Source organism: Candidatus Eisenbacteria bacterium (assembly GCA_016867715.1).
Classification (GTDB): Bacteria; Orphanbacterota; Orphanbacteria; order Orphanbacterales; family Orphanbacteraceae; genus VGIW01.
Genome location: VGIW01000041.1, coordinates 1 through 26,872 on the forward strand (window position 1 = coordinate 1; position 26,872 = coordinate 26,872).

17 protein-coding genes are annotated in these 26,872 nt (G+C 66.4%); 13 read left to right on the forward strand and 4 right to left on the reverse strand.

The window, feature by feature from the left end:
- Both FJY73_08515 and FJY73_08520 read right to left on the reverse strand, forming a co-directional pair.
- Positions 1-481 (reverse strand): histone deacetylase (locus tag FJY73_08515; GenBank protein MBM3320700.1); only part of this gene is annotated, 481 nt, incomplete at its 3' end.
- On the reverse strand, positions 478-900 hold the full coding sequence (locus FJY73_08520; GenBank protein ID MBM3320701.1) for a hypothetical protein: 423 nt from the start codon (positions 898-900) through the stop codon (positions 478-480). The genes FJY73_08520 and FJY73_08515, both read right to left, overlap by 4 nt.
- Positions 901-1,091: 191 nt before the next feature.
- Between FJY73_08520 and FJY73_08525 the strand changes: the two genes are divergently transcribed.
- The 6 genes from FJY73_08525 (at position 1,092) to FJY73_08550 (ending at position 10,861) form a co-directional block, all read left to right on the forward strand.
- Positions 1,092-5,135: a T9SS type A sorting domain-containing protein gene (locus FJY73_08525; GenBank protein MBM3320702.1), complete on the forward strand. Its 4,044-nt coding sequence runs from the start codon at positions 1,092-1,094 to the stop codon at positions 5,133-5,135.
- Positions 5,136-5,213: 78 nt separating this feature from the next.
- A complete protein-coding gene (locus FJY73_08530) occupies positions 5,214-5,360 on the forward strand; it encodes a lasso RiPP family leader peptide-containing protein (protein ID MBM3320703.1) in 147 nt (48 codons plus the stop codon).
- A gap of 180 nt (positions 5,361-5,540) precedes the next feature.
- A complete protein-coding gene (locus FJY73_08535; GenBank protein MBM3320704.1) occupies positions 5,541-7,733 on the forward strand; it encodes a hypothetical protein in 2,193 nt (730 codons plus the stop codon).
- 85 nt (positions 7,734-7,818) lie between these two features.
- Positions 7,819-8,013 carry a hypothetical protein gene (locus tag FJY73_08540; GenBank protein ID MBM3320705.1) on the forward strand — a complete coding sequence of 65 codons (195 nt, stop codon included), beginning with the start codon at positions 7,819-7,821 and terminating at the stop codon, positions 8,011-8,013.
- Positions 8,010-9,020: a tetratricopeptide repeat protein gene (locus FJY73_08545; GenBank protein ID MBM3320706.1), complete on the forward strand. Its 1,011-nt coding sequence runs from the start codon at positions 8,010-8,012 to the stop codon at positions 9,018-9,020. The genes FJY73_08540 and FJY73_08545 overlap by 4 nt, the downstream gene beginning before the upstream one ends.
- Before the next feature lie 41 nt (positions 9,021-9,061).
- The gene (locus FJY73_08550; protein ID MBM3320707.1) at positions 9,062-10,861 is read left to right on the forward strand and encodes a tetratricopeptide repeat protein; all 1,800 of its coding nucleotides are present in this window, start codon (positions 9,062-9,064) and stop codon (positions 10,859-10,861) included.
- Between the two features lie 126 nt (positions 10,862-10,987).
- On the opposite strand, the gene lepB is transcribed toward FJY73_08550, so the two are convergent.
- The gene (lepB, locus tag FJY73_08555; protein ID MBM3320708.1) at positions 10,988-11,638 is read right to left on the reverse strand and encodes a signal peptidase I; all 651 of its coding nucleotides are present in this window, start codon (positions 11,636-11,638) and stop codon (positions 10,988-10,990) included.
- A gap of 572 nt (positions 11,639-12,210) precedes the next feature.
- Here lepB and FJY73_08560 point away from each other — a divergent pair.
- The 3 genes from FJY73_08560 (at position 12,211) to FJY73_08570 (ending at position 16,640) form a co-directional block, all read left to right on the forward strand.
- A complete protein-coding gene (locus FJY73_08560) occupies positions 12,211-13,908 on the forward strand; it encodes a T9SS type A sorting domain-containing protein (protein MBM3320709.1) in 1,698 nt (565 codons plus the stop codon).
- Between the two features lie 69 nt (positions 13,909-13,977).
- A complete protein-coding gene (locus FJY73_08565) occupies positions 13,978-14,694 on the forward strand; it encodes a glycosyltransferase family 2 protein (GenBank protein MBM3320710.1) in 717 nt (238 codons plus the stop codon).
- A 65-nt stretch (positions 14,695-14,759) separates the two neighbouring features.
- Positions 14,760-16,640, forward strand: coding sequence for an alkaline phosphatase family protein (locus FJY73_08570; GenBank protein ID MBM3320711.1), 1,881 nt, complete (start codon positions 14,760-14,762; stop codon positions 16,638-16,640).
- A gap of 5 nt (positions 16,641-16,645) precedes the next feature.
- Here FJY73_08570 and FJY73_08575 read toward each other — a convergent pair whose 3' ends face one another.
- Complete coding sequence (locus tag FJY73_08575; protein ID MBM3320712.1) at positions 16,646-17,539, reverse strand: LysR family transcriptional regulator; 894 nt, start codon at positions 17,537-17,539, stop codon at positions 16,646-16,648.
- 169 nt (positions 17,540-17,708) lie between these two features.
- On the opposite strand from FJY73_08575, the gene FJY73_08580 reads away from it, so the two are divergent.
- The 4 genes from FJY73_08580 to FJY73_08595 form a co-directional block, all read left to right on the forward strand.
- Positions 17,709-19,019 (forward strand): inositol-3-phosphate synthase, encoded by a 1,311-nt coding sequence (locus FJY73_08580; GenBank protein ID MBM3320713.1) that lies wholly within the window; start codon positions 17,709-17,711, stop codon positions 19,017-19,019.
- Between the two features lie 525 nt (positions 19,020-19,544).
- Entirely contained in the window at positions 19,545-21,719 is a 2,175-nt protein-coding gene (locus FJY73_08585; protein ID MBM3320714.1) for an MBL fold metallo-hydrolase, read from the forward strand.
- Positions 21,720-21,974: 255 nt separating this feature from the next.
- Entirely contained in the window at positions 21,975-24,455 is a 2,481-nt protein-coding gene (locus tag FJY73_08590; GenBank protein ID MBM3320715.1) for a UbiA family prenyltransferase, read from the forward strand.
- A 187-nt stretch (positions 24,456-24,642) separates the two neighbouring features.
- Positions 24,643-26,872, forward strand: a 2,230-nt coding sequence (locus tag FJY73_08595; GenBank protein MBM3320716.1) for a S8 family serine peptidase, incomplete at its 3' end; no start/stop codon positions are given.

The window sequence follows — 26,872 nt, forward strand, 5'->3', positions numbered from 1 at the left end:
TCCCCTGATGGAGGTCGAGATCGACGACGAGTACCTTTCGGGCGAGCCCGTCTCTCTGGGCGGCGCGGGCGGCGATCGCCACGTCGTTCACGTAACAGAAACCCTCGGCGTGGTCGGGGAAGGCATGGTGCAGCCCGCCGCCGAGATGGACTCCGACGCCTCTTTCCGCCGCGAGGCGGGCCGCGAGGATGCTCCCGCCCGCCGCGAGGCGAAACGCCTCGATCACGGGGCGCGTGACCGGAAGCTCGGACCGGTACGTCCGCTCGGTGAGGCGCGCGTGATCGAGATCGTCGACATAGGCGCTCGTGTGCACGAGAAGGAGATCCTCCCGCGACGGAGGCTCGGGCTCCGCGAAATCCTCGGGCGCGCACGCCTTCCCCGCGAGGAGTGCGAGCCGCACGAGGCGGTACTTCGCGGTCGGGAAGACGTGCGGGCCGATGTCGACCTCGTACCGATCGGTCGCGACGAAGATCGGTTTCATAATGGATTGTTCGGGGGCGAAAGGACCTGGAACGTCTCGTCGTTCGTGGGGAGCGAAACACCGTCGGCGAACGTGTAGGTGACGCGCCACCGGTAGATCCGATTCGCCGAGAAGCCGAGCCCGCCGGGGCAAGGGAGCATCGTGTCGCGCGTCGCTTGCGACCAGAGAAGCATTCCGTCCTGATCCATGACCTCGAGGAAGAACCGCTCTGCCCCGTTCGGGCGGTTCCAGACGAACGCGTCCGCCGCGCCGACAGGTCCGATCGGAGAGAGCAGGTACTTGCGCCCGACCACCGGTCCCGGGGCCCGCACTCGTGCGAGGAGAACGACCGCGAGGACGAGAAGGACCGCCGCTCCGGCGAGGAGGAGGGCGGCCGCTCTTCCCCGGCGGGAGGCGATCCGGGTGCGCGTGCCATTCATGACAGCGAGCACTCTACGCCCCGGCGGGGGGCGGGTCAAGCCCGCGGGCGGCGGCCCGGCGGGCAGGGGCCCAACAACGGAAAAACGCTGGAAACTGGCCGGTTTTCGTGATAAACTGTCTCATCCTCAAAGGGATCGAAGGGATCGTTACGCCGCGATCAGAAGGTATGTGCGACTCGACAAGGAGGTTCATGATGCGGTCTTCGTTACCGGGTTCCCTCGCTTGGCTCGTCCTGCTGCTCGCCTTTCCTGCCGTCGCGTCCGCGAGCGAGTTCCTCGGGCTGGACGCCAACACCAACCTCGTGTGCGAACCGACGGACGACATGCTCTTCGATGCGACGGCCGGGGATGTGGGGACGACGAAGTCGATCCGGGTCTTTATCGACGACATCCCGAAGGGCGTCTTCGGACACGGGTGCACGTTCTGCGTCACGGACAAGGAGAAGATCGGCAACGCGACCTTCACCTATACATCCCCGACCGGATGGACCAACTTCACGGTCTTCGCTTCCGACACGGGGACTTTCCCGATCGATATCAGCGAGTTCATCACCGATCGGTATCCGAACTACAAGTGTTGGTCGATCAGCGCCTATGACTTCTCCTTCGAGAGTCCCGTTCCCGCGAACACACCGTACGCGGTCGGGACCTTGCAGTATCAGGTCGCGGACGAGGGGTGCATTCAGTGGGTGCTCGACGGGCCGTTCTCGGCCGTCCAGACGACGGGCTTCTCGACTCTCTACTTCGAAGGGCCCGACGAGACGTGCGACACGGTCTCCTGTCCCTCCGGCCCCGCGACTTGCGAGCTGCCTTCTCCGACGCTCGAGCTTCCCGCGGATGCGGCGACCTGCTTGGCGTGTCCGGTAACGTTGGATTGGGCGGATGTCGCCACCGCGGCGGGGTACCGGGTGCAGATCGGGTCGAGCTGCGGAACGGGAGACGAATACGACGTCGTCGCATCGAGCTACAGCTTCGCCTGCTTGCCCGGGCAGACGTACTTCTGGCACGTGAAGACGAAGTGCGCGAACGGGGAGTTCGGGCAGTACGGAGCGTGTCGGAGCTTCACGGCCGCTCCCTCCCCTCTCGGAGCGCCGACATTGCAGACCCCGTCGAACGGGGCGACGTGTCAGGGGACGTCGGGGACGTTGGACTGGTCGGACGTCGCGGGGGCGGCGGGGTATCGGGTGCGGATCGGGACGACGTGCGGGACGGGTACGGAGTACGACGTGGTCGCGTCGCAGTACGGGTTTTCGGGGCTTGCGGCGGGGACGACGTATTTTTGGCAGGTGAAGACGAAGAACGCGTGCAACACGTACGGGGAGTACTCGGCGTGTTTCTCGTTCACGACAGTGCCGGCGGCTCCCGGGGTTGCGACTCTCTTGAGCCCCGCGGACGGGGCTTCGGGTCTCGCGTGTCCGCTGCCTCTCGATTGGTCGGACGTGGCGGGTGCGATCGGATACGAGGTGCGCGTGGGCGCGAGCTGCGGCACGGGCACCGTGTATGCGACGGCGATCTCCAGCTACACTTTCTCCTGCCAGCAGGGCCTAACCTACTACTGGCAGGTTCGCGCGAGAGCGGATTGCGGGGTGTTCGGCTCGTGGTCGCCCTGTCGATCGTTCAGCACGCTCGCGGTGCCCCCGCCCGAGATCAACGAGACGACTCCGGCCTGCCCGATTCCGGACGCGACGCTTGGTGAGCCGTATCCCTCGGGTGTCGTCTTCACGGCGACCGGAGGGATTCCCCCGTACCTATGGGGTCAGTCGGGTCTTCCGGAGGGGATGAACATCAACACCACGACGGGCGAGATCTACGGGACGCCGACCGTTTCGGGCGGGTTCGCGTTCCTCGTCACCGTCGAGGGGGGCGGCGTCGACGAGAGGGCCTGCTCCCTCTTCGTGCGCGAGTACGGAGTGGACGTCACGCTCGTCAGCCCGGACACGACGTGGCTCATCCCGCCGCAGACCATCTACCACGACTTCGAGGTGAGGAACACCGGCAACGTGACGGAGACCTTCTATCTCACGCCTTCGTCCTTACTCGGGATGCCGGTCTCGATCGTGGGGCAGACGTTCGTGAATCTCGGACCCGGACAGGCGGCCACGGTCGAAGTGCAGCACCAGGTCCTTTCCGTCTCGTGTCCGCTTTCCGGAGCCTACGTGTTTGAACAGGCCCGGCTCTTCGCCACGAACGTGGACAAGGACGCGGAGTCCGCGCCGGTCGCGGACGTGGACACGGCCTTCGTCGGGATCGGGTTCGTGAAAGGCGTGGATGTTTCGGTCCTCACGAACAGCGTGTGCGGCGCGCCGGGGACGGTGCACCCGGTCGCCTATGAGGTCGAGAACACCGGGGAATGCCTTGACACCTTCAACCTGCAGGCCAGTGTCGACATGCCGAGCTGGTTCGTCTCGCTTCCGGGCGGGCCGTTCGTTGTTCTCGCGGGAGGAGCCTCCGCGGAAGTGACCGTGAACGTCTCGATCCCGGGGGGCGCGCTCTGCACGGAAACGGCCGAGGTCGCTCTACGAGCGGTCGGCCGCGTGTTCAACGCGGCGAATGCCGCTACCGCCACGGAGTGCGTGCAGGATGTCCTCGACGGAATGCTGAGCGACGAGGCGAACCGGAATGGCGCTCCGGGCGACACGGTCGATTACCAGTTCACCTTGACGAACACGGGGAACTGCCCGGCGGAGTATCTGGTGATCTTCACCGCCCTCTGGGGGAAAACCCCGGAGGGCGTGCGGGAGACCCTCGATCCGGGCGACACGGCGATCGTGGACGTGGGACACATCGTTCCGGAAGGAGCGACGGAGGGGGACAAGGACAAGCTCTGCGCGATCCTCGAGATCGTGTCCGACAAGGGTGCGAAGCAAGACCCGATCGACGAGAGCTGTGTCCTCACGACCGTGGTCGTTCCGTGCGACGCCGGGGTCGACGTGTATGGAGACACGTTCCTTGGCGGCGTTCCGGGCGACTCGCTTTATGCCGACTTCTTCGTGGAGAACATCGGGGGCGATCCGGACCAGTACGCGCTGACAGCAACCTGCGCCCAAGGCTGGTTCGTCGAGATCGTCGGGGACCCGACGACGCCGGTTCTTAACCCGGGCGGCATCGACAACGTCGAGGTGCTGGTCGTGATCCCGAACGGGGAGCCGTGCGGCTCGATCGCGATGGTGGAGCTTGCCGCGGTTTCCTTCTGTGATCCCGCGGTGTGGGACGCGCACACGGTTGAGATCTCCGTCGACCCGCTCTGCGGCGTCTCCGTGGTCGCGCGCACGGAGGACACGACGGGGACCGCGGGCCAGACGATGGACTATCTGTTCCGCGTGACGAACGAGGGGAACTGCACGTTCGACTTCGGCATCGAGGTCTTCCAGACCCCCGACTGGGACACCCTGTTCGGCGATTCCTTCAAGACCCTGCAGCCGGGCCAGTGGTACGACTTCCCGGTAAGACTCGGAATCCCTGCGGACGCCGAGACCGGGGACGAGCACAAGTTCGTCGTCTGCGTGCAGTGCTTCGGGATCGGCAAGGGTGATCCGGCGCCGCCGGTTTGCGACTCGACGATCACGCGCGTTCTCACCGGGTGCGTCGCCGAGCAGCCGATCCTCTCGCTCGGCGGCTATCGCACGATCAGCTACACGCCGTACGGCCTCTGGACGGTCCAGGTGCAGGTGAAAAACAACGGGCCGGGTAAGGCGCGGTCGATCGGAGCTCAGATGCACGACGATCTTGCGTGGCTCCTCATCGCCGATGGGAACTGCAGCTATCCGGATCTGGCTCCGGGCGCCTCGAGCTACGGAATCGACACTTATACCTTTGATCTGCGAAACTATCCGGGCGGAAGCTTCAACGTCTGGTTCGATGTGACGTACACCGACACGTGCGGGATGCAGTACCAGGTCCGGCTCGACCCGACCTTCCTGGAGCCCGAAGAGAACGGGCTTCCGGGCGTGACGCCGGCGCGGTTCGTCCTGCACCAGAACATCCCGAACCCCTTCAACCCGGAGACCGCGATCTCGTTTGAGCTCCCCTCGGGCGCGTTCAGCGAGCTCGTGATCTACAACACGGCGGGCCAGGTCGTGAAGAGGCTCTGGGCGGGGAGCCTCCCGGCCGGGCTCCATACGTTCCTCTGGGAAGGGGATTCGGATCAGGGAAGTGCCGTGCCTTCAGGGACTTACTTCTACTCCCTGAGGAGCGGAGGGCTCACGGACACGAAGAGGATGGTCCTGATCCGATAGGAGGCGTGCGCAGGCCCTTGACGGGCCTGGCGAGAGCGTGCTAACATTCTGGTCAGAAAGGACAGGAGGATCAACACGATGGAAGCAAGAAAGAAGAGTCCTTACGAGAAGCCCGAACTCGTGCGGCACGGGAACCTGAAGGAGATCACGATGATTTCCTTCGCGCCGCCTCCTCCCGGGGAGCCTGGAAGGGTGGACAAGCCCCACGAGGCGGGCTGGGTCTAGGAGATCGAGCGAGCGTTCGCGGCGGGGGGATCGCCGGATTCCCCCGCCTTGCTTGCTCTATGCGCGCTCGCCCGCGGTCGGGCGCGCGAGAGATGTGTTGTTCCGACGATCCGGCCGACCCGCGCGAACCGTGAGCCGCGCTCCTCGCGTGCCCCGCTCCCCGGGTGGACATCGACGGCCATGAGAGTTCTCGCCGTTCTCCTCCTCGCGTTCCTTCTCGCGCCGGCGGCTCCTTCGCCGGCGGGATACGATCTCTGGACAGCCGAGGGCGGGCCCTTCGGCGGCCGCGTTCCCGTTCTTCATTCACGAACTTCCGATGGTTCGATCTTCGCTGGGACCGAGGGAGGAGGGATCTTCCGGCGGAGCGGCGGCCGCTGGGAGCCGCAGAACAGCGGGATCCTCGTCTTCGACGCGCTCGCCTTCGCCGAGCATCCGCTCGACGCGGACACGATGTTTGCCGGAACGGGAGGAGGAGGGGTCTATCGGAGCGCGAACGGCGGGAGAAGCTGGTTCCCGACGAACAACGGCCTCGCCAACCTCATGGTGCGCGACCTCGCGTATCAACCGGGCGGGACGCGTCTTTTCGCCGCCACGGCGGGCGGCGGGATCTTCCGGAGCGATGACGCCGGGACGACCTGGTTCCCGTCGAACACGGGCCTCGCGGTCCTCTCCGTGCGCGCTCTCGCCTTCGCCCCTTCCTCCCCAAACATCTGCTACGCCGCGACCGACGGCGGCGTCTTCTTCTCGTTCGACGGCGGGCAGACGTGGTCGCCTCGTTCGGCCGGCATCGCCGAGTCGAGCGTGGCGGATGTCGTGGTCGATCCGGCGAACGCGAACCTCGCGTACGCCGCGACGCTCGGGGGCGGAGTCTACCGGACGACGAACGGCGGGCTCAGCTGGTCGGCGCGCCGCGCCGGAATGGGCGAGGTGTACGCCGAGGAGCTCCTGATCCGTCCCGGCGCCTCTCAGACGATCTGGGCGGCGACCCGGAACGGCGTCTTCGAGACGTTCGACGGGGGCGCGAGCTGGACGGCGAGGAACGCGGGCCTCGCCGACACCATCGCGTGCTCGCTTCTTCTTCATGACGATACGATTTATACAGGAACTTTCTGGGGCGGCGTGTTCGGGTCCCATGAGCCGGCCTCCGGGTGGTCGGCGGTGAATGAGGGTCTCACCAACCGCTTCGTGTGGGAGCTCGCCGTCTCCCCTCACGACGCCGGCGTCGTTTGGGCCGCGTCGTACGGCGGGCTTTCCGTGACGACCGACACCGGATGGACGTGGGCGGAGGCTTCGAACGGAGTCCTTCGGCGCGACATGCGAACCGTCGCGGTAAGCCCCGTCGATCCGGGAAGGCTTCTCTCCGGCGCGTTCTACGGCGGGGTGTTCCGCTCGTCGAACGGAGGCGCGAGCTGGGTCCCCTCCAACAGCGGCCTCCCCTCGAACCCGACGGCGACCGCGATCCGCTACCGGCCGGGGAGCGGCAGCCACGTTCTCTGCGGGACGTGGGCCGGCGTGTACCGGAGCTCGAACGGAGGGAGCGGCTGGAGTTCGTCGACGTCGGGGATGGGATCGAAGAAGGTGTGGGGAATGGCGACCGTCGAGACGGCGCCGATGCTCGTGTACGCGGGGACCTACGAGAACGGGCTCTTCCGCTCGCGCGACTTCGGCGCCACGTGGGATTCGGTTCCGATCCCCGAGCGCTACGTGCGGGCGATCGCGGTCGATCCGTCGGACACGTCGATCGTCTACGCGGGCGGATACTACAAGGAGGGCGGCGGCGGCGGCGTCTACAAGTCGACGGACGGCGGCGCGAGCTGGACGCGAAAGAACGAAGGCCTGATCGATCGGAGCGTGTGGTGCTTGTCCGTCGATCGGGAGGATCCCCTGCACGTCCTTGTCGCGACGGCGGGGGGCGTGTGCGAAACGTGGGACGGCGGGGAAACGTGGGAGCCGCTCCTCGCGGGGCTCCAACCGTTGGATATCCGCTGGGTCTCGCCGGCAGCCGACCGAGTTCTCGCCGGATCGTTCGGCGGTTCGGTCCCGTGGTACGAGGACGCGATCGCCGCCGTGGCGGGAGCGGTCGATCGTCCGGAGGGGCCGCTCCTGATCGCCGTCTCTCCGAATCCGTTCAACCCGGCGACCCGGATCGACGTCGTGTTCGCCGGGACCCGCTCTTCTCTCGACCTTTCCCTCTACGATCTCCGGGGGCGCTTCGTGCGAAGGTTGCACGAGGGGCCGGCCCCGGCGGGATCGCTTCATCTCATCTGGGACGGAGAGGACGCGCGCGGGACGCCGCTCCCTTCGGGTGTCTACTTCGCGGTCGCATCCTCGGCCGATGCGCGCGCCGTGCGGAAGGTCGTCATCATCCGATAGGAACGAAGACCGCGGGGCGCATGGCGGCCTGGATCGCTTGACACCGCCGCGAACCGGCGGCTAAGGTTTCGGCGAGGTTCGCGCGATGACCGTGCTCCAGAAGTGTCCGGCCTGCGGCCGGCCGACGCCCGAGGAGAACCTTCGGTGCATCTACTGCGGGGAGAGGCTCCCGGTGCAAGGGGGAGTTCTCGGCTCGTTCCGCTTCGGGGTCGGGCGCGCGCTCTTCTTGGCGGCCGCGATCTTCCTTGTTCTCTTCTTCCTATGGCTCTACCTCCGTTGAATCGCCGAGGGAGACTCGATCGGCGCGCGCGCCGGCGGGAGTCACGCGCGCGGTTTCTCCTCTTCCTCTTCCTTCTTCTCCTCCTCTCCGCGGGCTGCTCGCTCCGAAGCGACATGCGCCCCGAGGACCGGGCGGGCGCCGCTGCGGAGCGGGGTTTCCGTCTCCTCTCGGAAGGGAAGTGGTCGCACGCGATGGGAGCATTCCGCCACGCGCTCGATCTCGATCCCAACCACGCTCCCGCCCGGTGCGGGCTCGGACGGGTCTTCATCGAGACCGGTTACTGGAGCGGGGCGGAAGCGAACCTCCTCCGCGCGATCGAGCTCCGTCCCGAGTACGGGGACGCGGAGCTCGGCCTCGCGACGCTCTACTTCCGCATGGGGCGCTACGACGACGCGGAGCGCCGTGTGCTTGAGGCGGCAAGGAACGGGGCGGGCGAATCGCCGCGCGCGCGGCATCTCCTCGGGCTCTTCGCGGAGCGTCGCGGGATGCGATCCGAGGCGGAAGCCCATTACCGGGAGGGGCTCCGCGCCGCCCCCGGGGACGAGGACCTCCGTCTCGCTCTCGTCGACCTTCTCCGCGCGGAGGGCCGCTACCGGGAGGCTCTGGAGGAGATCGAGCGCGAACGTTTCATGCGCGGGAAGGAAGACGAGATCCGTCTTCGTCTCGCCGACTGCCGGCTCCACACCGGGCAGGAGCTCGAAGCGGAGAGGTTGTACCGCCAGCTCGCTCTCTCGGGCGCTCATGCGGAGGCCGCGCGTGAGGGGCTCATCCTCCTCTCGCTCCGCCGCGGGGACGCGGAGGAGACCGCGCGGCATCTTCTCGCCTACGCCGGGCTCCTCGAAGGAGAGGATGCGGCGCGCGTCCGCGACTTGGTCGGCGTCCTCGCTTCGACCGATCCGCTCTTCTCGTTCCTCGAGAGATGCCGCGAGGTTCGGGAGGAAGCATCGGACGGCTTGAAGGAGCGGATCGACCGGTGGATCCGGGAGCTCGAGGAGCGTTCCCCGTAGTTGCTTGAGACACGAATGAATCGTTCGCCGGAGGGGGCAAGTTGGACACCGGGGCGGTCCGAGAGAAGGGAAAGACCCGGATCCTCTTCTTCGCGGTTCCTCTCGCGGCGGGGCTCGCGCTTCGCGTCTTCTCGCTCGTCCGGTACTCATCCGAGAACCCCTTCGCCGCGCGTCTCTTCTCCGATGCCCATCACTATCTCGAGTGGGCGCGGCTCATCGCCGCGGGAGACGCACCGCGCGAGGCCTTCTATCAGGCGCCCCTCTATCCGTATTTCCTGTCGGCGATCTTCCGCGTGTTCGGAGAGAACCTCACGGCCGTCTACGGGGCGCAGCTCTTCGTCGGGTGCGCCTCGATTCTTCTTGTCGCGGATCTCGCCCGCGCATTCCTCCCCCGGGCGGCGGCGGCGGCAGCAGCGACCGCCTACGCGCTTCATCCGTATCCGGTTCACTTCGAGGAAAAGCTCTTTCCGGAGACGGTCGCTCTCTTCGCCGCGCTTCTCGCGCTCCGCCTCGCGGTTCGTCCGCGCGACTCTCTCCTCGGACGGGCTTCGGCGGGGCTCGCGGCGGGAGTCTCCTCTCTCGCGCGGGCGAACCTCCTCCTCTTCGGGGTTCTCTTCCCGCTTCTCCTTCTTCGTCGGGAGAGGACGGGCGCGCTCCTCTTCGCCGGGGCATTCTTCGTCGTGATCCTTCCGGTCCTCGCGCGGAATCTCGCGGTCGGGGGCGGGTTCGTTCCGATCGCGGCGAACGCGGGCGAGGTCTTTCTTCACGGGAACAACCCGAGCGCCCGCGGCTCGATGGGGAAGGTGAGAGAGCTTCGCGCGGACATCGAAACGCTGGCGACGGAGTCGAGGCGCGTCGCGTCGGAGAAGGCCGGAAGAACGCTGGACGCGGGAGAAGCGTCCGCCTTCTGGTTCCGCGAGGGGCTTCGGTGGGTTCGCGCGAACCCAGGCGCGTACGTCGTGCTCGAACTCCGCAAGCTTCGCCTCCTTCTCTCCGCGCGCTTCACGCCGCTCGGGTCGGACTTCGATTTCGAAACGGCCCGCTTTCCCGGGATTCCGCGGACGCTCGTCTTCCTTCACTATCCGCTTCTCCTCTTCGCCGCGCTCGGACTTCTCCGCTCCGAGGCGCGCCGAAGGATCCCGCCCGCGGTGCTCGTCTTCGCGGCGGTCCAGGTCTTCACGCTTCTCTTCTTCTTCGTCTCGACGCGCTACGTCCTCTTGCTCCTTCCCGTCGCTGCGTGGCTCGCCGGCGCCGGGGCGGCCTTCGGTCTCTCAGGAAGAGGACCGCGTCTTCTCGCGGCTCTCGCGCCCCTCGTGATCCTCCTCGCGCTCGCGGATGCCCGCGCGGACCGCGCGCACGCGACGCCGTACGCGCAGCTCGCGTCCATCCGCTCGGAGGAAGGGCGATGGGAGGAGGCGATCGCTCTCTACGAGGAGGCGCTTCGGATCGCGCCCCTCGAGCTTCGTCACCACCAGAATCTCGCGCGGGCACACGAGGTGCTCGGGGACGCGCGCGCCGCCGCCTCGGTGATCGCCCCCGCGGTCCGCGCGGGGCTCGCCGACGGGCGCACGCTCGGCTACTACGGGGCGCTTCTTCTCCAAATTGGCGAGGAGGACGAAGCGGAGCGAATTCTGCGCGAAGCGATCCGCATCGAACCGAACCGCGCGCGAACCCGCTTCACGCTCGGGCTCGTTCTGGAGAAGACCGGGCGGATCGCGGAAGCGGCAAAGTGCTATCGAGAGGCGTCGCATCTGAACCCGGACGATCCGGATCCGAAGCGGGCTCTTCTTCGGCTTCGCGACCGGCCAACTTCGGGCCATCCAACGAACCGGTCCGAGTGAGGAGGCTCGGGATCGGGGGAAGGGTGCATCGGCTCGATCATTCCTCATTCTCCGGGGCTTGGGTCGGATGAAGTCAGGCGCCCCGGCGAGCTGCGGAACTCGCCGGAAGGCTGGGATCGATTGGCGTCACCCAAGCAGATCCCCGATCCGTTCGAGTCGCGGGCGCCTTCGCAGCTTGTCCCACGACCAGTGGATCATCTCCGCCTTCCCGCGCAGCAGCTTCTCGTCGAGAGGACCCCAGAAGCGGCTGTCGTAACTCTGATTCCTGTTGTCGCCGAGAACGAAGACATGCCCCGCGGGAATCGTGAGGGGGCCGAAATCGGAATGGGAGGGGGGCGCTCCCTTGAGCAAGATATAGTCCTCTTCGACAGGCTTCCCGTCGATGAAGACCCGATTGTCGCGGATCTCGATCTCTTCTCCCGGAAGCGCGATCACCCGCTTGATGTAGTCCTTGTTGTCGGCGGGGGACCGAAAGATCACGATCTCCCCGCGATGAGGCGCGCGGCCTTTGACCTTGTAGGGAGTGAACGGGATCGGGGGCCCGTAGATGAACTTGTTCGCGATCAGGAAGTCCCCGACGAGGAGCGTGTCCTCCATTGATCCCGACGGGATCTGATACGCCTGCACGACGAACGTGCGAAGGAAGAGGACCGAGAAGGCGATGAAGAAGACGTCTTTGAGACGCGCCCAGATGCGGGCGCGCCACGAGACGGAAGGTCGCGGGCTCTCGATCGTTTGGTCCAGGCTGCCCGGCGGGGCGGGATCGCTCGGCTCCATCGTTTCTCCTTTTGATCCTCGTCTTGCACATCACCCGGCAGCGCCGGGTTCCATCGGAGGCACCGACCGGGCGGCGACGCGCCCGAACAGGTTAACGCGGCGGACCGCGCAGGGCAACACCCGTGCCCTGGGTTGACGGAAGCGGGGGCGGCGGGCTATGTTCACGGAGGGACGGCGCCCTCTTAACCTGGATTATGCACGCGTTTTCGTCGCGAGGATGCGGAGCGCGTGCCGAGAGGCCGACTTGGATGAGCCGCTCCCGGAATCGTAGTCTCGGCCCCCCCGGCGCGCTAGGACTTGTCGCTCGTAACCGTCGCGACAAGATCCAAGCGCGCCACGGGTCCCTGTTGAGGAAGCGGCGAAGGAAGGGAGGCCTCGTAGGCGTCTTCTCGCGCGACCGAGGCGGGCACCCGTCCCGGAGGGACGGGTCGCCGAGGAAGCTCCCGGAGCGCGGAAGCGCGAAGGGAGATCTGCGGGCGCAGTTGGAAACGCGTGCATAATCCAGGTTACCCCCCCCTCGGCGCGCCTCCCCTTCCGAGCCGGCATCGAATCCTGATCGAAAGGAGCGATTCATGAGGAACCCAGGAGGACTTCCCGCCCTCGCTCTGGTCGCGGCCGGTCTTTTCGCATGGGCCCCGGAGGCGTCTGCGAATCGGCCGCCCCACATCCGTTGCGCCACCGCCTTCTTTCAGGAGGAGAAAGAGGCCGCCGCGCGGACGGTGGTCCGCCCCTCGAGGGGCGGGCCGTCCCGCGCCGTGCCCCGCAAGGCGATGACGCCGCCCCCCGATCCGAGCGTCGGGGATTCCTGGAACTGGTACATCTGGAAGCTGAACGGACCGCCTCAGGCGGTGATCCGCTCGTGCACGGTGCGCGGCGAAGGAGTGAACTGCTACGTGGTCGTCGAGGACAGCCAGTGGAACGTGAACGTACATCAGGAGCAGGTGGACACGATCCTCGCACGCTTCGATTCGCACTCGCCCGGGCCCTATCCCGACAAGGGGATCTACGATCTCGACACGCTTGCCTTCGGACCTCCCCCGGACGAGCTCGACAACGACCCGAAGATCTACATCCTCTACTACGACTTCGACGTCAACGCGGACGGTTTCTTCTGGTACTTCGACCAGTACCCGGACGGGACCTTCCCGTACGCATCGAACGAGTGCGAGGTGGTCTACATCAATTGCAGCGACCACGACGTCGCGGGAGACTATCTGCTCGCCGTGGTCGCGCACGAGTTCGAGCACATGATCCATTGGAACATGGACGAGGACGAGGTCGCGTGGGTGGACGAAGGGTGTGCGGAGCTCGCGATGTGGCTCTACGGCAATCCGGACGTCATCTCCGGTTTCAACACGAACCCGCACGACCCCCTGGTCACCTGGGGGGGAGCGTGGACCGACTACATCCAGACGTATCTCTGGACGCTCTATTTCCACGAGAGGTACGGGGGGCTTTCCTCGATCCGAAGGGTCGTGGCGGAATGGCAGAACTCCACAGCCGGCTACGACGCGGTGCTCTCTTCGCTCGGATACGGCGTCTCGTTCACCGATGTCTTCGGCGACTGGGTGGTCGCGAACTTCCTCGACGACACGACGCTGGCGGACGGCCGCTACGGCTACGTCGGCGAGGATCTTCCGAGCTTCGTCGCCGTCGAGCACTCGTCCTATCCGGTCGGTCCGGTCAACATGAACGTCCCGATCACCGCGTGCCGGTACCGGCGCCTTCTCAACGGATCGCCGATGGAGCTCCTCTTCGACGGCTCCGACGACGCGATCTGGAAGCCGCGGGTGATCGAGTTCGCGGGCGGAGTCCCGGTCGGCGTCGGGGAGATCCCTCTCGACGGGGCGAACGCAGGGTCGGTTCTTCTCCCCGAGTTCGGGATCGAGCACGACGCGATCGTCGCGGCGTTCGCCCATGCGTCCCCCTACGGGAGCAACGCGATGACCTTCTCCACGGCATGGAGCACCGGCACGGTTCCGGGGACCGGCTTGGTCGTGCGCCTCGATCCGAACGCGCCGAATCCGTTCAACCCGACGACCGAAATCGCCTTCTCGATCGAGAGAAACGGCGAGGCGGCGCTCCGGATCTACGACGCGTCGGGGCGTCTCGTGCGAACGCTTCTCGACGGTCCCGTCTCGGCGGGCGAGAATCGGGCGGTTTGGGACGGGACGGGAGAGGACGGGCGCGTCCTTCCAAGCGGCGTCTACATGTACCGGCTCGACGCCGATGGAACGAGCCGCTCGAGGAAGATGACACTCATGCGGTGAGGAGGCCGGAGGCCTCGCCGATTCGGACGCGGATTGGACGGATCGAGGGCCATGAAGATCGTCGTGGTGATGCCGGCCAGGAACGCCGAGGCCACGCTCGAGAAGACCGTGAGGGACATCCCGATGGGGTCGGTCGGCGAGATCATTCTCGTCGACGACGCGTCGACCGATCGGACGGTCGAGATCGCGCGCGGCCTCGGCCTTCGCGCGATCGAGCTCCCGAGGCGCTCCGGGTACGGCGGAAACCAGAAGCGCTGCTACGAGGAAGCGCTCGCCGCCGGCGCCGACATCGTGGTCATGGTCCACCCGGACTATCAATACGATTCCCGCCTTCTCCCCTACATGATCGGCTTCATCAAGGACGGGGTGTGCGACGTGATCCTCGGCTCCCGCATCCGGACGCGGCGGGAGGCGCTCGCCTCCGGAATGCCGGTGTACAAGTACTTCGCGAACCGAGCGCTCACGCTTGTCGAAAACCTCGTGCTCGGGCTCAATCTCTCCGAGTGCCACACGGGGTATCGCGCGTACCGGCGCGAAGTGCTCGAGCGGGTGCGCTACGATCGCTTCGACGACGGGTTCGTGTTCGACAGCGAGTTTCTCGTCGCGGTCGCCGCTCTCGGGTTCCGCATCGCCGATGTGCCGGTCCCCTGCCGCTACTTCGACGAGGCTTCCCAGATCCGCTTCCGGGCGAGCGTCCGGTACGGCCTCGGCACTCTCGGCGTTCTCGGCGCGTACATTCTCCATCGCGCGCGAATTCGCAGGGACGTCCGGTTCGTGCCCCGATAGGGAAGGCGCGCGGTTCGTGATACGATCGATGAGGGGCGCCGCGGGAGGGCGATCAGGAGGGCGAGTTGGCGATTCAAGAGAGGACGGCGGATGCTTCGTCGCGAGGGAGGGGCGGAGATCCCGCGCTCTTCGCGCACGCTCTCGCGGCCGCCGTTGTTGCAGCGGTGATGACCGTCTGGCCGATTTTCCGGATCGCCCGCGATTGGCCCGGCCTCGCCGACCGCGTTCTCCTCACGATCCTTTTCTTCGCCCTCTTCGCGGCCGGCACAATCGGGAGCGCCGCGCTCGCTCGCGCGTGGGCGAGGCTCCGCGGACGCGATCGGCCGTCCGTCGGAGTCCGCGCCCTTTGGATCTACCTTCTTCTTCTCGTTCCTTTCGGCGTAGTTCGTTTCGTGTCGATGCGCCCGACCTACCTCTTCGATCCCGCGGTCGGCCTCCCGATCGCCGCGGCGGCCCTCGTTCTCCTGCCGGTCGCCCGTTTCGCCGCCCGCCGAGTCGCGCCCCTTCGTCTCCGTCCGATCGGGACCGCCGCCGCGCATCTTCTTCTTCTCGTCCCGATCCTCGGTGCCGGCGCGGGAAGCGACCCGCCGCCTCTCCCCTCGGCGCTCGCTCCGGAGGGCCCCCGGTTCCGTGTCTGTCATCTCGAGTACGACGGCATTTCGCACGGGCTCGTCGAACGCTTCATCGGTGAAGGGATCCTCCCGAACTTCGAGGCGCTTCTCGCCCGCGGGGCGCGCGCGGATCTTCTCCCGCGGATCTCCGAGCTGAACCCGTTTATCGACAGCGCCTCGCGCGGGATGCGGAGTCCCGTCGTCTGGACGAGCATCCATACCGGGCGCGACCCGCACGAACACGGCGTTCACGATTTCGAGGCGACCGGAATCGCCTTCCTCTCGGATCCGATCCCGTTCCGCGTCCCTCTCGCCGGATCCCGTCTCGGCGGCCTTCTCGGCGTCTCGAGGATCACCGCGAACCGAACCTTCGTGCGCGAACCGTTCGTGTGGGAAATCGCGGAAGCGGCCGGGCTTCTTCCAGGGACGATCGGCGCCCAGCTCACCTCGCCGGTCGTTCCAACCGCCGGTTATCTTGTCGCGAACGAAGCGGTGACGATCCGGAAGCAGAATCTCTGGTACCCGCCCGATCTTCTCACCGCGGATGAGGAGGAGAGATTCCGCGACCCGTCGATCGGCGCGGAGATGGAGAGCCGATTCGGCTTCTCCTCTTCCGCCGACATCGACCGCCCGTTCGTTTCGGGCTCGCTCATCGACCGTTATCACCATGCCCTCTCCCGCATCTACCGGAGGGACTCGCGGCTCGCGGAGCTGGCCTTCTCTCTTCTCGATCGGACCCGGCCGGATCTTCTCACCCTCTACTTCTCCGGCCCGGACGACTCGCAGCATTTCTTCTGGAAGCACACGTTCTCTCCCGAGGCGCCGATCGACGGGGAGGAGCGGAAGGCCTTCTGCCGGGTGATCCCGGAGTACCTCCGATTTCTCGATTCGGTGATCGGGGAAGTGGAGGAGCGCTTCGACCCGAACGAGACCGTCTTCATCATTTCCGCCGACCACGGGCTCGGGCCGTACGATCTTCACCCGTCCTTCTCGCGGCTTCTCGGTCTCCGCCGCGAGCGCCACGAGTTCAACACGGGGAGCCATCGCCGCCGAGCCCTCTTCCTGATCGCGGGGCCGCCGATCCGCGAGGGAGTCCGGATCGCCGACGTGCGCGAGGTCGACGTCACCCCGACGATTCTCTATCTTCTAGGGCTTCCGGTCGCAGAGGACATGGACGGAGAGGTGATCGTCGAGGCGATCGACCCGGACTTTCTCCGCGCGAACCCGGTGCGCGCCGTGCCGAGCTACTCATCTCTTCGCCGAACGGGGGCGTTCCACCTCGAGGACGACGAGGAGACGCGGGAGCGCCTGAAGGCGCTCGGGTACATCCAGTAGTCCGGTCATCGAGCGGATCGGGCGGATTCCTTGACGAGCGAAGCGAACGCCAGCGCCGCCGGTGAGAGATAGCGGTCGAGCGGGCGGATGAGCCCCGTCCGTCTTTCGAGGCGGGCCCCCGAGAGCGCGGGGGAGGCGAGGCGCCCTTCCCGGAGGTCGGCGCGCACCGAGCGGCCGGGCAGGATCGAGAACCCGAGCCCCACCTCCACGAGCTTCTTGATCGCCTCCGGACTCGAGATCTCCATGGCGATCCGCGGCGCGAGCCCCCTCGTCGCGAACGTGCGGTCGACTTCGCGGCGCGTCACCGAGTCCGCCTTGAACGTGATCATCGGGATCGAGGCGAGGTCTTCGAGCAGGACTCGCGCTCGCGCCGCGAGAGGATGGCGCCGCGGGAGGATGGGAAGGAGATCATCCCGGTCGATCACGTCGACCGCGAGGTCGTCTCCGTCGACGGGGAGGTTCGCCACGGCGAGCTCGATCCTCCCCGCACGAAGGGCTTCGAGCAGGGGGACGCTCCCCTCGACCGCGACGGAGAGCTCCACCTCCGGATAGAGGCGGACGAAGCGCCGGTAGGCGCGCGGCAAGACGTAGATGCTCGCCACGTCAGTCGTGCCGATGTCGAGGCGTCCCCTTTTCAAGGAGCGGAAGTCTCTCGCCGCCCGGGCGAGGTCCTCGGCCGAGCGGACGAGATCCTCCGCGATCGGGAGGAGGTGCGTTCCCGCCGCCGTGAGGCGAACCTCCTTCCCTCGTCTCTCGAGGAGCGGTTCACCGATCTCCTCCTCCAACCGGCGGACGCGGGTGGATACGGAGGGCTGCGACAGATGAAGAACACGGGCCGCCGCCGAGAAGCCGCCCTCGCGGACGACGGCGAGAAACGCGCGCACGTTGGGAAGCTCCATGTCGATCCTCCGGACCTCGCGGCGGTCGGGCCGCTCGCGCTGCCGCCGTCGCTCATCCTATAGGATTCCTCTATCGAATTCATCCAAACTATGCATGATATCAATCGGTCTCCCGGCGGTATTCTCCGTCAGAACCGGCCGGAACCCGGCCGTCTGGAAAGGAGCATTCATGAGCAAGGCGGAAATCCGAGAGGCGAAGGGGAAGCTCGGCGTGCTTACCCCCGGAATCGGAGCGGTCTCGACCACCTTCATGGCCGGCGTCGAAGCGGTCCGCAGGGGAATCGCCGAGCCGATCGGATCCTTGGCGCAGATGGGAACGATCCGTCTCGGAAAGCGGACGGAGAACCGCGTCCCCGCGCTGCGGGAGTTCGTCCCCCTCGCCGGTCTCGATGATCTCGTCTTCGGGGGATGGGATATCTTCGAGGACAACTGCTACGAGGCGGCGTGCAAGGCCGGAGTTCTCGAGAAGGATCTTCTCGGGAGGGTGAAGCCGCTTCTCGAATCGATCGTCCCGATGCCCGCGGTCTTCGATAATCGATATGTCAAGAAGCTCTCGGGACCGAACGTCAAGAAGGGGGCGAACTGGTACGATCTTGCCGAACAGGTGATGGAGGACATCCAGGCGTTCCAGAAAGCGAACGGAGTCGAGCGTTCGGTGATGATCTGGTGCGCCTCGACCGAGATCTTCATCCAGCCGGCGGACGTGCACGGGTCGCTTCGGGCGTTCGAGGAGGGCTTGAAGAGAAGGGACGAGCGGATCTCTCCGAGCATGGTGTACGCCTACGCGGCGATCCGCTCCGGGCTTCCCTTCGCGAACGGAGCCCCGAACCTCACGGTCGACATCCCGGCGCTCATCGAGCTCGCGCGCGAGAGGAGCGTGCCGATCGCGGGGAAGGACCTTAAGACCGGCCAAACCCTCATGAAGACGATCCTCGCGCCCGGCTTCAAGGCGCGCCTCCTCGGCGTGTCCGGCTGGTTCTCGACGAACATCCTCGGCAATCGGGACGGCGAGGTCCTCGACGATCCCGAATCGTTCAAGACGAAAGAAGCCTCGAAGCTCTCCGTCCTCGAGGAGATTCTGCAGCCGCATCTCTACCCGACGCTCTACCGCGATCTCTACCACAAGGTGCGGATCAACTACTATCCGCCGCGCGGGGACAACAAGGAGGGATGGGACAACATCGACATCTTCGGTTGGCTCGGCTACCCAATGCAGATCAAGGTCGACTTCCTCTGCCGGGATTCCATTCTCGCGGCGCCGATCGTTCTTGACCTGGCGCTCTTCCTCGACCTCTCGGCTCGAGCCGGAAGGCGGGGGATCCAGGAATGGCTTTCTTTCTACTTCAAGAGCCCGATGACCGCGCCGGGTCTTTATCCGGAGCACGATCTCTTCATCCAGCTGATGAAGTTGAAGAACACGCTGCGAGACATGAAGGGGGAGGAGCTGATCCACCATCTCGGCTCGGAGTACTACGACTAGTTCTCATCCGACAGAAACTCGACCGGTGTCTTCTGGGCCGGGGCCCGGGGCAAGGGGGCACCGGAAGAAGCACTCCTCGCGCGCCGGGCCGGCGAAACGGTGGATACCTGGTGTCGGATACCTGGTGTCGAGCCGAACCTGTTGCCACAGGTTTCCGGTACCTGATACCCACCTTCCCCCGCGAGCCTGTCGGGGGCCCTTCTGTTGCGGAAGTGCGGCGGATCGGCTCTGATAAGGTATCGGATACCGCATACCATCGGGTATCCGGTACAGGACCAGCGGGGACTACAGGACCAGCGGGGACCCTGGAGGGCCCGGGAGAGCCGATTCGAGCGGTTTCTCGCCTGCCCCGGCCCGATCCCTGTTGCCGCTTGGCGCGGAACGTGTTAGAGTTACTTTGACTGCTCCCCAATCGAAAGGTGGGCCGGTCGGGCGCGATGCGTTTCCCCCACGCGGGGTGAGCGCGGCCCGAAGGGCGCTCCGGTTGTTTCCGATAGGCGCGTTTCCGTTACGGGGGAATCGAACATGACACGAGCCCGCCAGGCCCTTCTCGCGGCGTTCCTTCTTGTCTTGCCGGCGCTCGCTGCTGCCGGCGCCGATGACGCGACGGTCTATGAGATCCAACAAGGGACCTATTCCACGTACACGTGGGTGACCGTCGACAGCATCGTTGTCACCGGGGTGATCTCCGACGGTTTCTTCATCATGGAGAACGCCGGAGGTCCGTACAGCGGGATTCTTGTCCGATACGGAACGACGCCTCCCCTTTCGCGAGGGGCGTTCGTCACCGTGTCCGGGTACTACCTCGAGCAGAGCGGGAACTCGATCATCAACGCGTCGAGCGGCGTCGGCGGCCAGGTCACGATTCTCGGAACCGGTTTCCCCGAGCCCCCCGCCTCGGCGGCGACCGTCGGAGACATCAACACCGGGAGTCCGACAGCGGAGCAGTGGGAAGGCGTCCTCGTGACGCTCGACTCGGTCCTTTGCGTGTCGGTCGGGGGGAGCGACTGGCGCGCGGTCGAGTACGACGGGGAAGCGCCGGGCGAGACCCTTCTCGTCGGAAGCCTCATGACGTACAGCCGGCCGTCCGCCGGCGACTCGCTCGTGAAGCTCGCCGGCGTCCTCTACTACGGCTCCAGTCAATTCCAGCTGCAGCCGCGGGACAACTTCGATGTGGTCGGGCTCGATCATGTCCCGCCCGGGACGATCACGGACCTCGCCGCTTCGCCGGGCGAGTACAACGGGTCGGTCCTCCTCACCTGGACCGCGACCGGAGACGATGGATCGTCGGGGACCGCGAGCGCGTACATCGCCCGTTGGGCTTCCGCGCCGATCACAGGGGCGAATTGGGCCTCCGCGACCGATCTTTCCGGCGAGCCGATCCCGCAGCCGTCCGGTTCGCAAGAAACATGGCTCGCGACCGGACTTCCGGCCGGACAGACGGTCTACCTCGCGATCCGAGCGATGGACGAGGCGAACCAGCTCGGCGGCGTGTCGAACAGCCCGTCGGCCGTCGTGACGGACACGCAGCCGAGGCTGACGATCCACTGCATCAACGTCGGGCAGGGCGACTGCACGCTGATCCAATCGGGAACGGGAAAGACCTTCCTCTACGACGCGGGCTTCAACGGCGTGGGATCCTCCAAGGTCGTTCCCTACCTGCAGGGGCTCGGCATCACGCAGCTCACCTACATGGGCGCGTCTCACTACGACGCGGATCACATCGGAGGGCTCGACGAGGTCTTCTACGCGGTCGGCGTCGATTCCGCCTGCTACGACCGCGGTTGGTCCTACACGACGCAAAGCTACTATGATTACGTGAACGCGATCGGTTCGCTCCGCCGCACGATCAACGACGGCGACGTGATCGATCTCGGGGACGGCGTGACGATCCGGTGCGTCTGCGTGAACGGGAACGGCCTTCTCTCGCCGCCGTTCAACTACACGCAGTACGACGAGAACGATCTCAGCATCGGGTACGTGGTCGAGGTCGGGAGCTTCCAGTTCTTTGTGGGCGGGGACATCTCGGGGAACACCAATTGCACTCCTTATCGCGACATCGAGACCTCGGTCGGCGTGGAGGTCGGCGACGTCGAGGTGCTCCGCACGAACCACCACGGAAGCCACTGCAACTCGAACTCGAGCTTCGTGAACGCGCTCAATCCGGAAGCCGCGATCATCTCCGTTGGGAACGGAAATCCTTACGGCCATCCGACGTCCACCGTGATCAACCGGCTCGTGAACGTCGGGGCCTACATCTACCAGACAGAGCAGGGAACGGGCGGTTCGATCCCAACAGGGAAGGGGGAGATCGCCGGGGACATCGTGATCCGCACGAACGGCTTCTGCACCTACACGGTTCAGGATTCCATCTACATGGTGGACGCGGTGACGGACGTGCGGCTCGCCGGCGCGGCGCCCGCGCGTTCGATGCTCTGGCCCAACACGCCGAATCCATTCAACCCCTCCACGACGATCGCCTACGATGTGGCGGAGGCGGGGCCGGTCCGGCTTCTCGTTCTCGACGTGCGCGGGCGGGTGGTGAGCGTGCTCGCTTCCCGGCCGCACAGCGCGGGTTCCTTTATGCATGTATGGAATGGGACGGACGGCGAGGGGAGAGAGGTTCCTTCCGGCGTCTACTTCGTCCGGCTCGAGAACGGAGGGTCGGCGGACATCCGGAAGATGACCTTGATCCGATAGGCGGGGGCGGGACAACCCTCGCTCCGTGAGCGACGAACGAACGCCGAGCCCGGGAGAAGACGCTCCCGGGCTCTTCTCATGAGCGCGCCGCGCGAGGGGACCCGCGCGTAGTTCTATCGTTCGGCGAACGCGGGCTGTTAGTATCGTTCGGCGATGCCGGGAGGTCCGTCTTTCGGCGGCGCGCACGGAGGGACCGGAATCGTGGCGGCGGGATCGGAACGGGAACGAAGGCGGCTGAATCTCGCGGAACAGCTCGTGGGTCGGATTCAATCCTTGGAGCGCGGCGAGCTCGGCGTCGGAACCGGCATCGTCGTCTTCCTGTCGATCGTCCTCGTGCGGAACGTTCTCGAGGGAACTCTGGAGAAGACCCGCTTCATCGGCTTCGTTTCCGATCCCTGGGTCTCCGCACTCATGGTTCTCGACCACTTCGCGGTCTTCTACGCGGCGCTCTACGTCGTCCTCGCGCTCGCGCTCTCCTCGGCGATGCGCGCGCCTCTCGCCGGCGTGCTTCGGGTCCTTCTCGCCGGCTGGGTCCTCATCCTGATCCCTCCGATCGTGGACTCCTTCGCATCCGGCGGGCGCGGCTACGCGATCACCTATCTTCCGAACCTCTTCGAGACGGCCGGCGCGTTCTTTGATCCGCGAACGAGGATCGCGGAGGTGTCGATCGGCCAGCGGATCGAGATCCTCCTCGGGATCCTCCTCGTCGTCGCCTACGCGCGCCTCCGCGGCTCGGGCCTTGCACGAGCGCTCGGAGCGGGCGCGGCGTTCTACGCGATCGTCGCTCTCTTCGGCGCGTTCCCGGTCCTCTTCGCCCGCGGCGCGCACCGGCTCGGATGGGCGGCGCCTGGCGACGACCCGGTCGCCGCCGTCTTCCGCTCGGGGGGGATCGTTCGTCACGAGAGCCAGAAGCACGCGCTTCTCTTCCTCTTCGTCCTCTTGATCGCGGGAGGGATCCTGCTCGCGAAGCTTCACCCGCAAAAGGTTCGGGCCGTCGCCCGGCATTTTCGGCCGCTCCGGACCCTGCACTACGGGGGCCTCGCTCTTTTCGGATGCATCTTCGGCGCGGTCCTCTTCGCCCCCTATCTCGACGGACGCCCGATCGAGGGAGCGATGGACGCGCTCGCGATCGCCGCCATCGTCCTCTCCATCGTGCTCGCGTTCCAATGCGGCGCCGCGTGGAACGATCTCTCCGACGCCTCCTCCGACCGCGTGAACGCGCCGGCGCGCCCGCTCGTCTCCGGGGCGCTTTCCGCCTCGGACGTGCGCGCTCTTGCCTTGCTCTTCGCTGCCGCGGCGCTCCTCCTCGCGGTCAACGTAGGTCATGTTCCGCTCCTTCTCGTCCTCTCGGCGCTCGGTCTTTCCGCGCTCTATTCGCTTCGGCCCCTCCGCCTCAAACGGATTCCGATCGTCGCGACCGCCCTTCTCGGGACCGTTTCGGCGGCGGCGTTTCTCGCGGGCTTCTCCCTCTTCGCGGGAGGCCGCGCCTTCCATCTCGCGCCGCCAGGGCTTCTCCTTCTCATCCTTGCGGGGGTCGCGGCGGGTTTCAACGCGAAGGACCTGAAGGACATCGAGGGGGACCGAGCGGACAGCGTGTGGACTCTCCCCGTTCTCCTCGGGGAACGAAGGGGGCGGCGTGTGATCGCGCTTCTCGTCGCCCTAGGGTTCCTGATGCCCGCCTTCCTCCTTCCGGTGCGCGGGCTCTGGCTCCTCGCCCCTCCCTTCGCCGCGGCGGGGCTTCTCTTCTCTCTCCGCTTCCAGAAGCCTGATCGCCCCCTTCTCGTTCTTTACTTGCCGTACATGACGCTCGTCTTCGCGCTCCTCCTCGGGAACGCCGATGCGTTTCGCGGGAATCCGGAAACCGCGAGCCGCGGATTATCCTTCGCGGGCGATCGGTTGCTCCTTCAAGGAAACGCCGCGCGCGCGGCGGCGCTCTTCGACGAAGCGGCCGCGAAGGATCCCGAGGATCGGAGCGATGCGCTCGAGCACGCGGCGGCCCTCGCCCGCTCCGGGCGGTGCGCGGAGGCGGCGCCGCTCCTCCGCGCGGTCGTCCTCGATCGCCCGCACGAGGCGCGCGTCTGGACGACGCTCGCCGAGTGCCTTCTTCGGCTCGGCAAGACCGCGGAGGCCCGCGAGGTTCTCGGTTCGATGCGCGCGCGGCGCGTGGAGCCGGGAGAGGCGGCGCGCCGTATGGCGGCCATCTCTCTCGAGGCGGGCGACCTCGCGCGCGCGGCGGAAGAGGTCGCCTCGGAGCGGATGCTCGGCGTCAAGGAGGAAGAGGCCGAGGTCCACGCCGGCGATCTTCTCGTTCTCTCCGGGGATCCTTTCGGAGCGATCGGCCGGTACGAAGAGGCTCTCCGGTTCGATCCCTTCTCCGCCGAGGCGTGGGCCGGGATCGGGCGGGCGGAGCACGCTCTCGGACATCTTGTCGAGGCACACGCCGCGTTCGAGAACGCTCTTCGCTCCGACCCGACGAATGCCGTCTCTTGGAACAACGCCGGGATCGTTCTTCGGGATCTCGGCGAGACGGAGAGGGCGCTTCGATTCTTCGAGAAGGCGCGCGAGGAGGATCCGCGATTGGTTCATGCCTATTGGAATCGCGCGACGCTTCTCGAGACGATCGGCGAGAAGGAGGGGGCGGCCGGCGAGTATCGCCGTCTCCTCGAGGTCTCGCCCGGGTTCGCGCCCGCGATCGATTCGCTCGCGCGGCTTTCGGGGGCGGCGCCCTCTCCGTGAGGGGGGACGGCGGCCGAGAAGACGGCGAGACGAGAGCGCAACTCTTTCATTGACAAACAGATGCGTCTGTGATAAGCTCCGGCTTGCTCGGCGGACGGCGCCGTCGAGCGGGCGGGCGGGCGCCAGGCGACGCGCGAGCGGGGCATCCGGACGCATGCCGATCGATCCCGGAAAAGGAGGGAAACGCGTGAGGATCAAGCTACCGGTCTTTTTGTCGGTCGTTGTCGCAGCCGTTCTCTGGTCGGCCGTCCCGGCGATCGGTGCGGAAGGAGAACCGATCTCCCTGTATCTTGCGGCGGGCTACACGTTCGATCCCGCAACGGGAGGCCCGGAGATCGATCCGTCTCTCGTCGCCGCAGAGCTCGAGGCGGGAGAAGCGGGTTACCATGTTGTCCAGTTCGCGGCCCCCGTCGGAGAGAACGAGAAAGCGCTTCTCTCGCGAGAAGGCGCGGAGATCGTTTCATATCTCCCCGACTTCGCGTATCTCGTGCGGGTCGCTCCGGACGCGCTCGAACCGCTTCGCGCCTCGGGCGATGTCCGATGGGCAGGGCGCTGGGAGCCGGCGTACAAGATCTCGCCGGCGATCGGAACGCACGAGTTCAAGGGGCGCGAGAGAAGCGAGGACCCGCTGCTCACGCTCCGCGTGCGCGTGTTCGAGGATCTTTCCGGAACGGGAAGCGGGATCGAGGTGCTCGGAGCGGAGGTTCTCGAGGAAGTCGATGATCCGTATCAGAAGCTTCTTCTCGTGCACGCCGACCCCTCGCTTCTTTCCGCGATCGCGTCGATTGAAGATGTCTGGTGGATCGAGGAGCTTCCCGAGTACTTCCTCATGAACAACACGACCAAGTGGGTCGTGCAGTCGAACGTCTCGGGACAGACGCCGATTTGGGACCGCGGTCTGCACGGCGAGGGGGAGACCGTCTTCCTGATGGACTCCGGGATCGACTACAACAGCTGCTGGTTCCGCGGCGCGGGGAGCGCGCCTCCTGGACCGACCCACCGCAAGGTCGTCTTCTGCCAGGCGTACGGCGGCGGCGTTCTCTACGACGCGTGCGATCCGGGACACGGCACGCACGTCGCGGGGACGGTCGCGGGGGATCAGTCGTTCGTCAATCCGGGGAACTACAGCCACAACGGGATGGCGTACGCGGCGAAGATCGGGATGCAGGACGTGCAGGACGCGGACTCCTGGACCTGCATGACCGGGGGCGTGAGCCCGCCGACCTCGCTCACCGGCGCGTACAACGACGCGTACAACAACGGGGCGCGCATCCACACGAACAGCTGGGGAGGATCGTCGAACAGCTACGACGCGTACTGCGTGAACGTCGACGCGTTCATGGCGAACCACCGCGACTTCCTCATCCTCTTCGCGGCGGGGAATGCCGGGTCGGGGGCGAGCACGGTCGGCTATCCGGGGACGGCGAAGAACTGCATCACGGTCGGCGCGACGCGCCAGGCGCCGAACCAGGAAACGATCGCGGGCTACTCCTCGCGCGGGCCGACGTTCGACAACCGCTTCAAACCGACAGTGTGTGCGCCCGGCGGCGAGGCGGGCTATGCGTACATCTTCTCGGCGGACAACCACACGGGGAATCCCCCGGCGAACACGTGCAACGTGCAGGGGGACCCGTTCCAGGGGACCTCGATGGCGACGCCGGCGGTCGCGGGAACAGCAGCCCTCACGCGGCAGTACTTCCGCGAGGGATGGTATCCGGGCGGATCCGCGGGATCCGGACCTTCGATCAACCCGAGCGCCGCGTTGGTGAAGGCGGTCGTGATGAACTCGGCGGCGGACATGGGGACCGCCGACATCCCGAACAACAACGAGGGATGGGGGCGCGTGAAGCTCGAGGACGCGCTCTACTTTGATGGAGACGCGCGCGAGCTTCGGATCGAGGACGAGGGGACCGCGCTCGGAACCGGGCAGCACACGACCTTCACATACGATGTCGAGGCTGGGATGTCTCTCGAGATCGTGCTCGTTTGGACCGACAAGGCGGCGGCGGCGGGAGCGAGCGTCGCGATCGTGAACGATCTCGATCTCACGGTGAGCGGCCCTTCGGGAACGTTCAAGGGGAACGTCTTCTCCGGAGGCTCTTCCGTAACGGGTGGAAGCTACGATCGGAGGAACGTCGAGGAGGTCGTGCGGATCGCTTCGCCCGTCGCGGGAACCTACACGGTCCGTGTGGACGGCTACAATGTTCCAAGCGGACCGCAGACGTTTGCGCTCGCGTTGACGGGCGCGTTCGAGGATGTTTCGGGAATCGATCCGACGCTTTCGACCGTGGCGGTGAACGACGACGTGATGCTTCGTCCGGACGGTCTTGGGGATTCGGTGCTCGCGATCACGGTGACTGTGCGGGACGGGAGCGGGAACCCGGTCGCGGGGATACCGGCGGGGGACGTGGCGGTGA

Excerpts from the sequence above, each read along its gene's own strand:
- FJY73_08565 (MBM3320710.1), top strand. The coding sequence starts at position 13,978 with ATGCCGGCCAGGAACGCCGAGGCCACGCTCGAGAAGACCGTGAGGGAC.
- FJY73_08585 (MBM3320714.1), top strand. The coding sequence starts at position 19,545 with ATGACACGAGCCCGCCAGGCCCTTCTCGCGGCGTTCCTTCTTGTCTTG.
- FJY73_08525 (MBM3320702.1), top strand. The coding sequence starts at position 1,092 with ATGATGCGGTCTTCGTTACCGGGTTCCCTCGCTTGGCTCGTCCTGCTG.
- FJY73_08560 (MBM3320709.1), top strand. The coding sequence starts at position 12,211 with ATGAGGAACCCAGGAGGACTTCCCGCCCTCGCTCTGGTCGCGGCCGGT.
- FJY73_08575 (MBM3320712.1), bottom strand. The coding sequence starts at position 17,539 with ATGGAGCTTCCCAACGTGCGCGCGTTTCTCGCCGTCGTCCGCGAGGGC.
- FJY73_08540 (MBM3320705.1), top strand. The coding sequence starts at position 7,819 with ATGACCGTGCTCCAGAAGTGTCCGGCCTGCGGCCGGCCGACGCCCGAG.
- lepB (MBM3320708.1), bottom strand. The coding sequence starts at position 11,638 with ATGGAGCCGAGCGATCCCGCCCCGCCGGGCAGCCTGGACCAAACGATC.
- FJY73_08580 (MBM3320713.1), top strand. The coding sequence starts at position 17,709 with ATGAGCAAGGCGGAAATCCGAGAGGCGAAGGGGAAGCTCGGCGTGCTT.
- FJY73_08520 (MBM3320701.1), bottom strand. The coding sequence starts at position 900 with ATGAATGGCACGCGCACCCGGATCGCCTCCCGCCGGGGAAGAGCGGCC.
- FJY73_08535 (MBM3320704.1), top strand. The coding sequence starts at position 5,541 with ATGAGAGTTCTCGCCGTTCTCCTCCTCGCGTTCCTTCTCGCGCCGGCG.
- FJY73_08530 (MBM3320703.1), top strand. The coding sequence starts at position 5,214 with ATGGAAGCAAGAAAGAAGAGTCCTTACGAGAAGCCCGAACTCGTGCGG.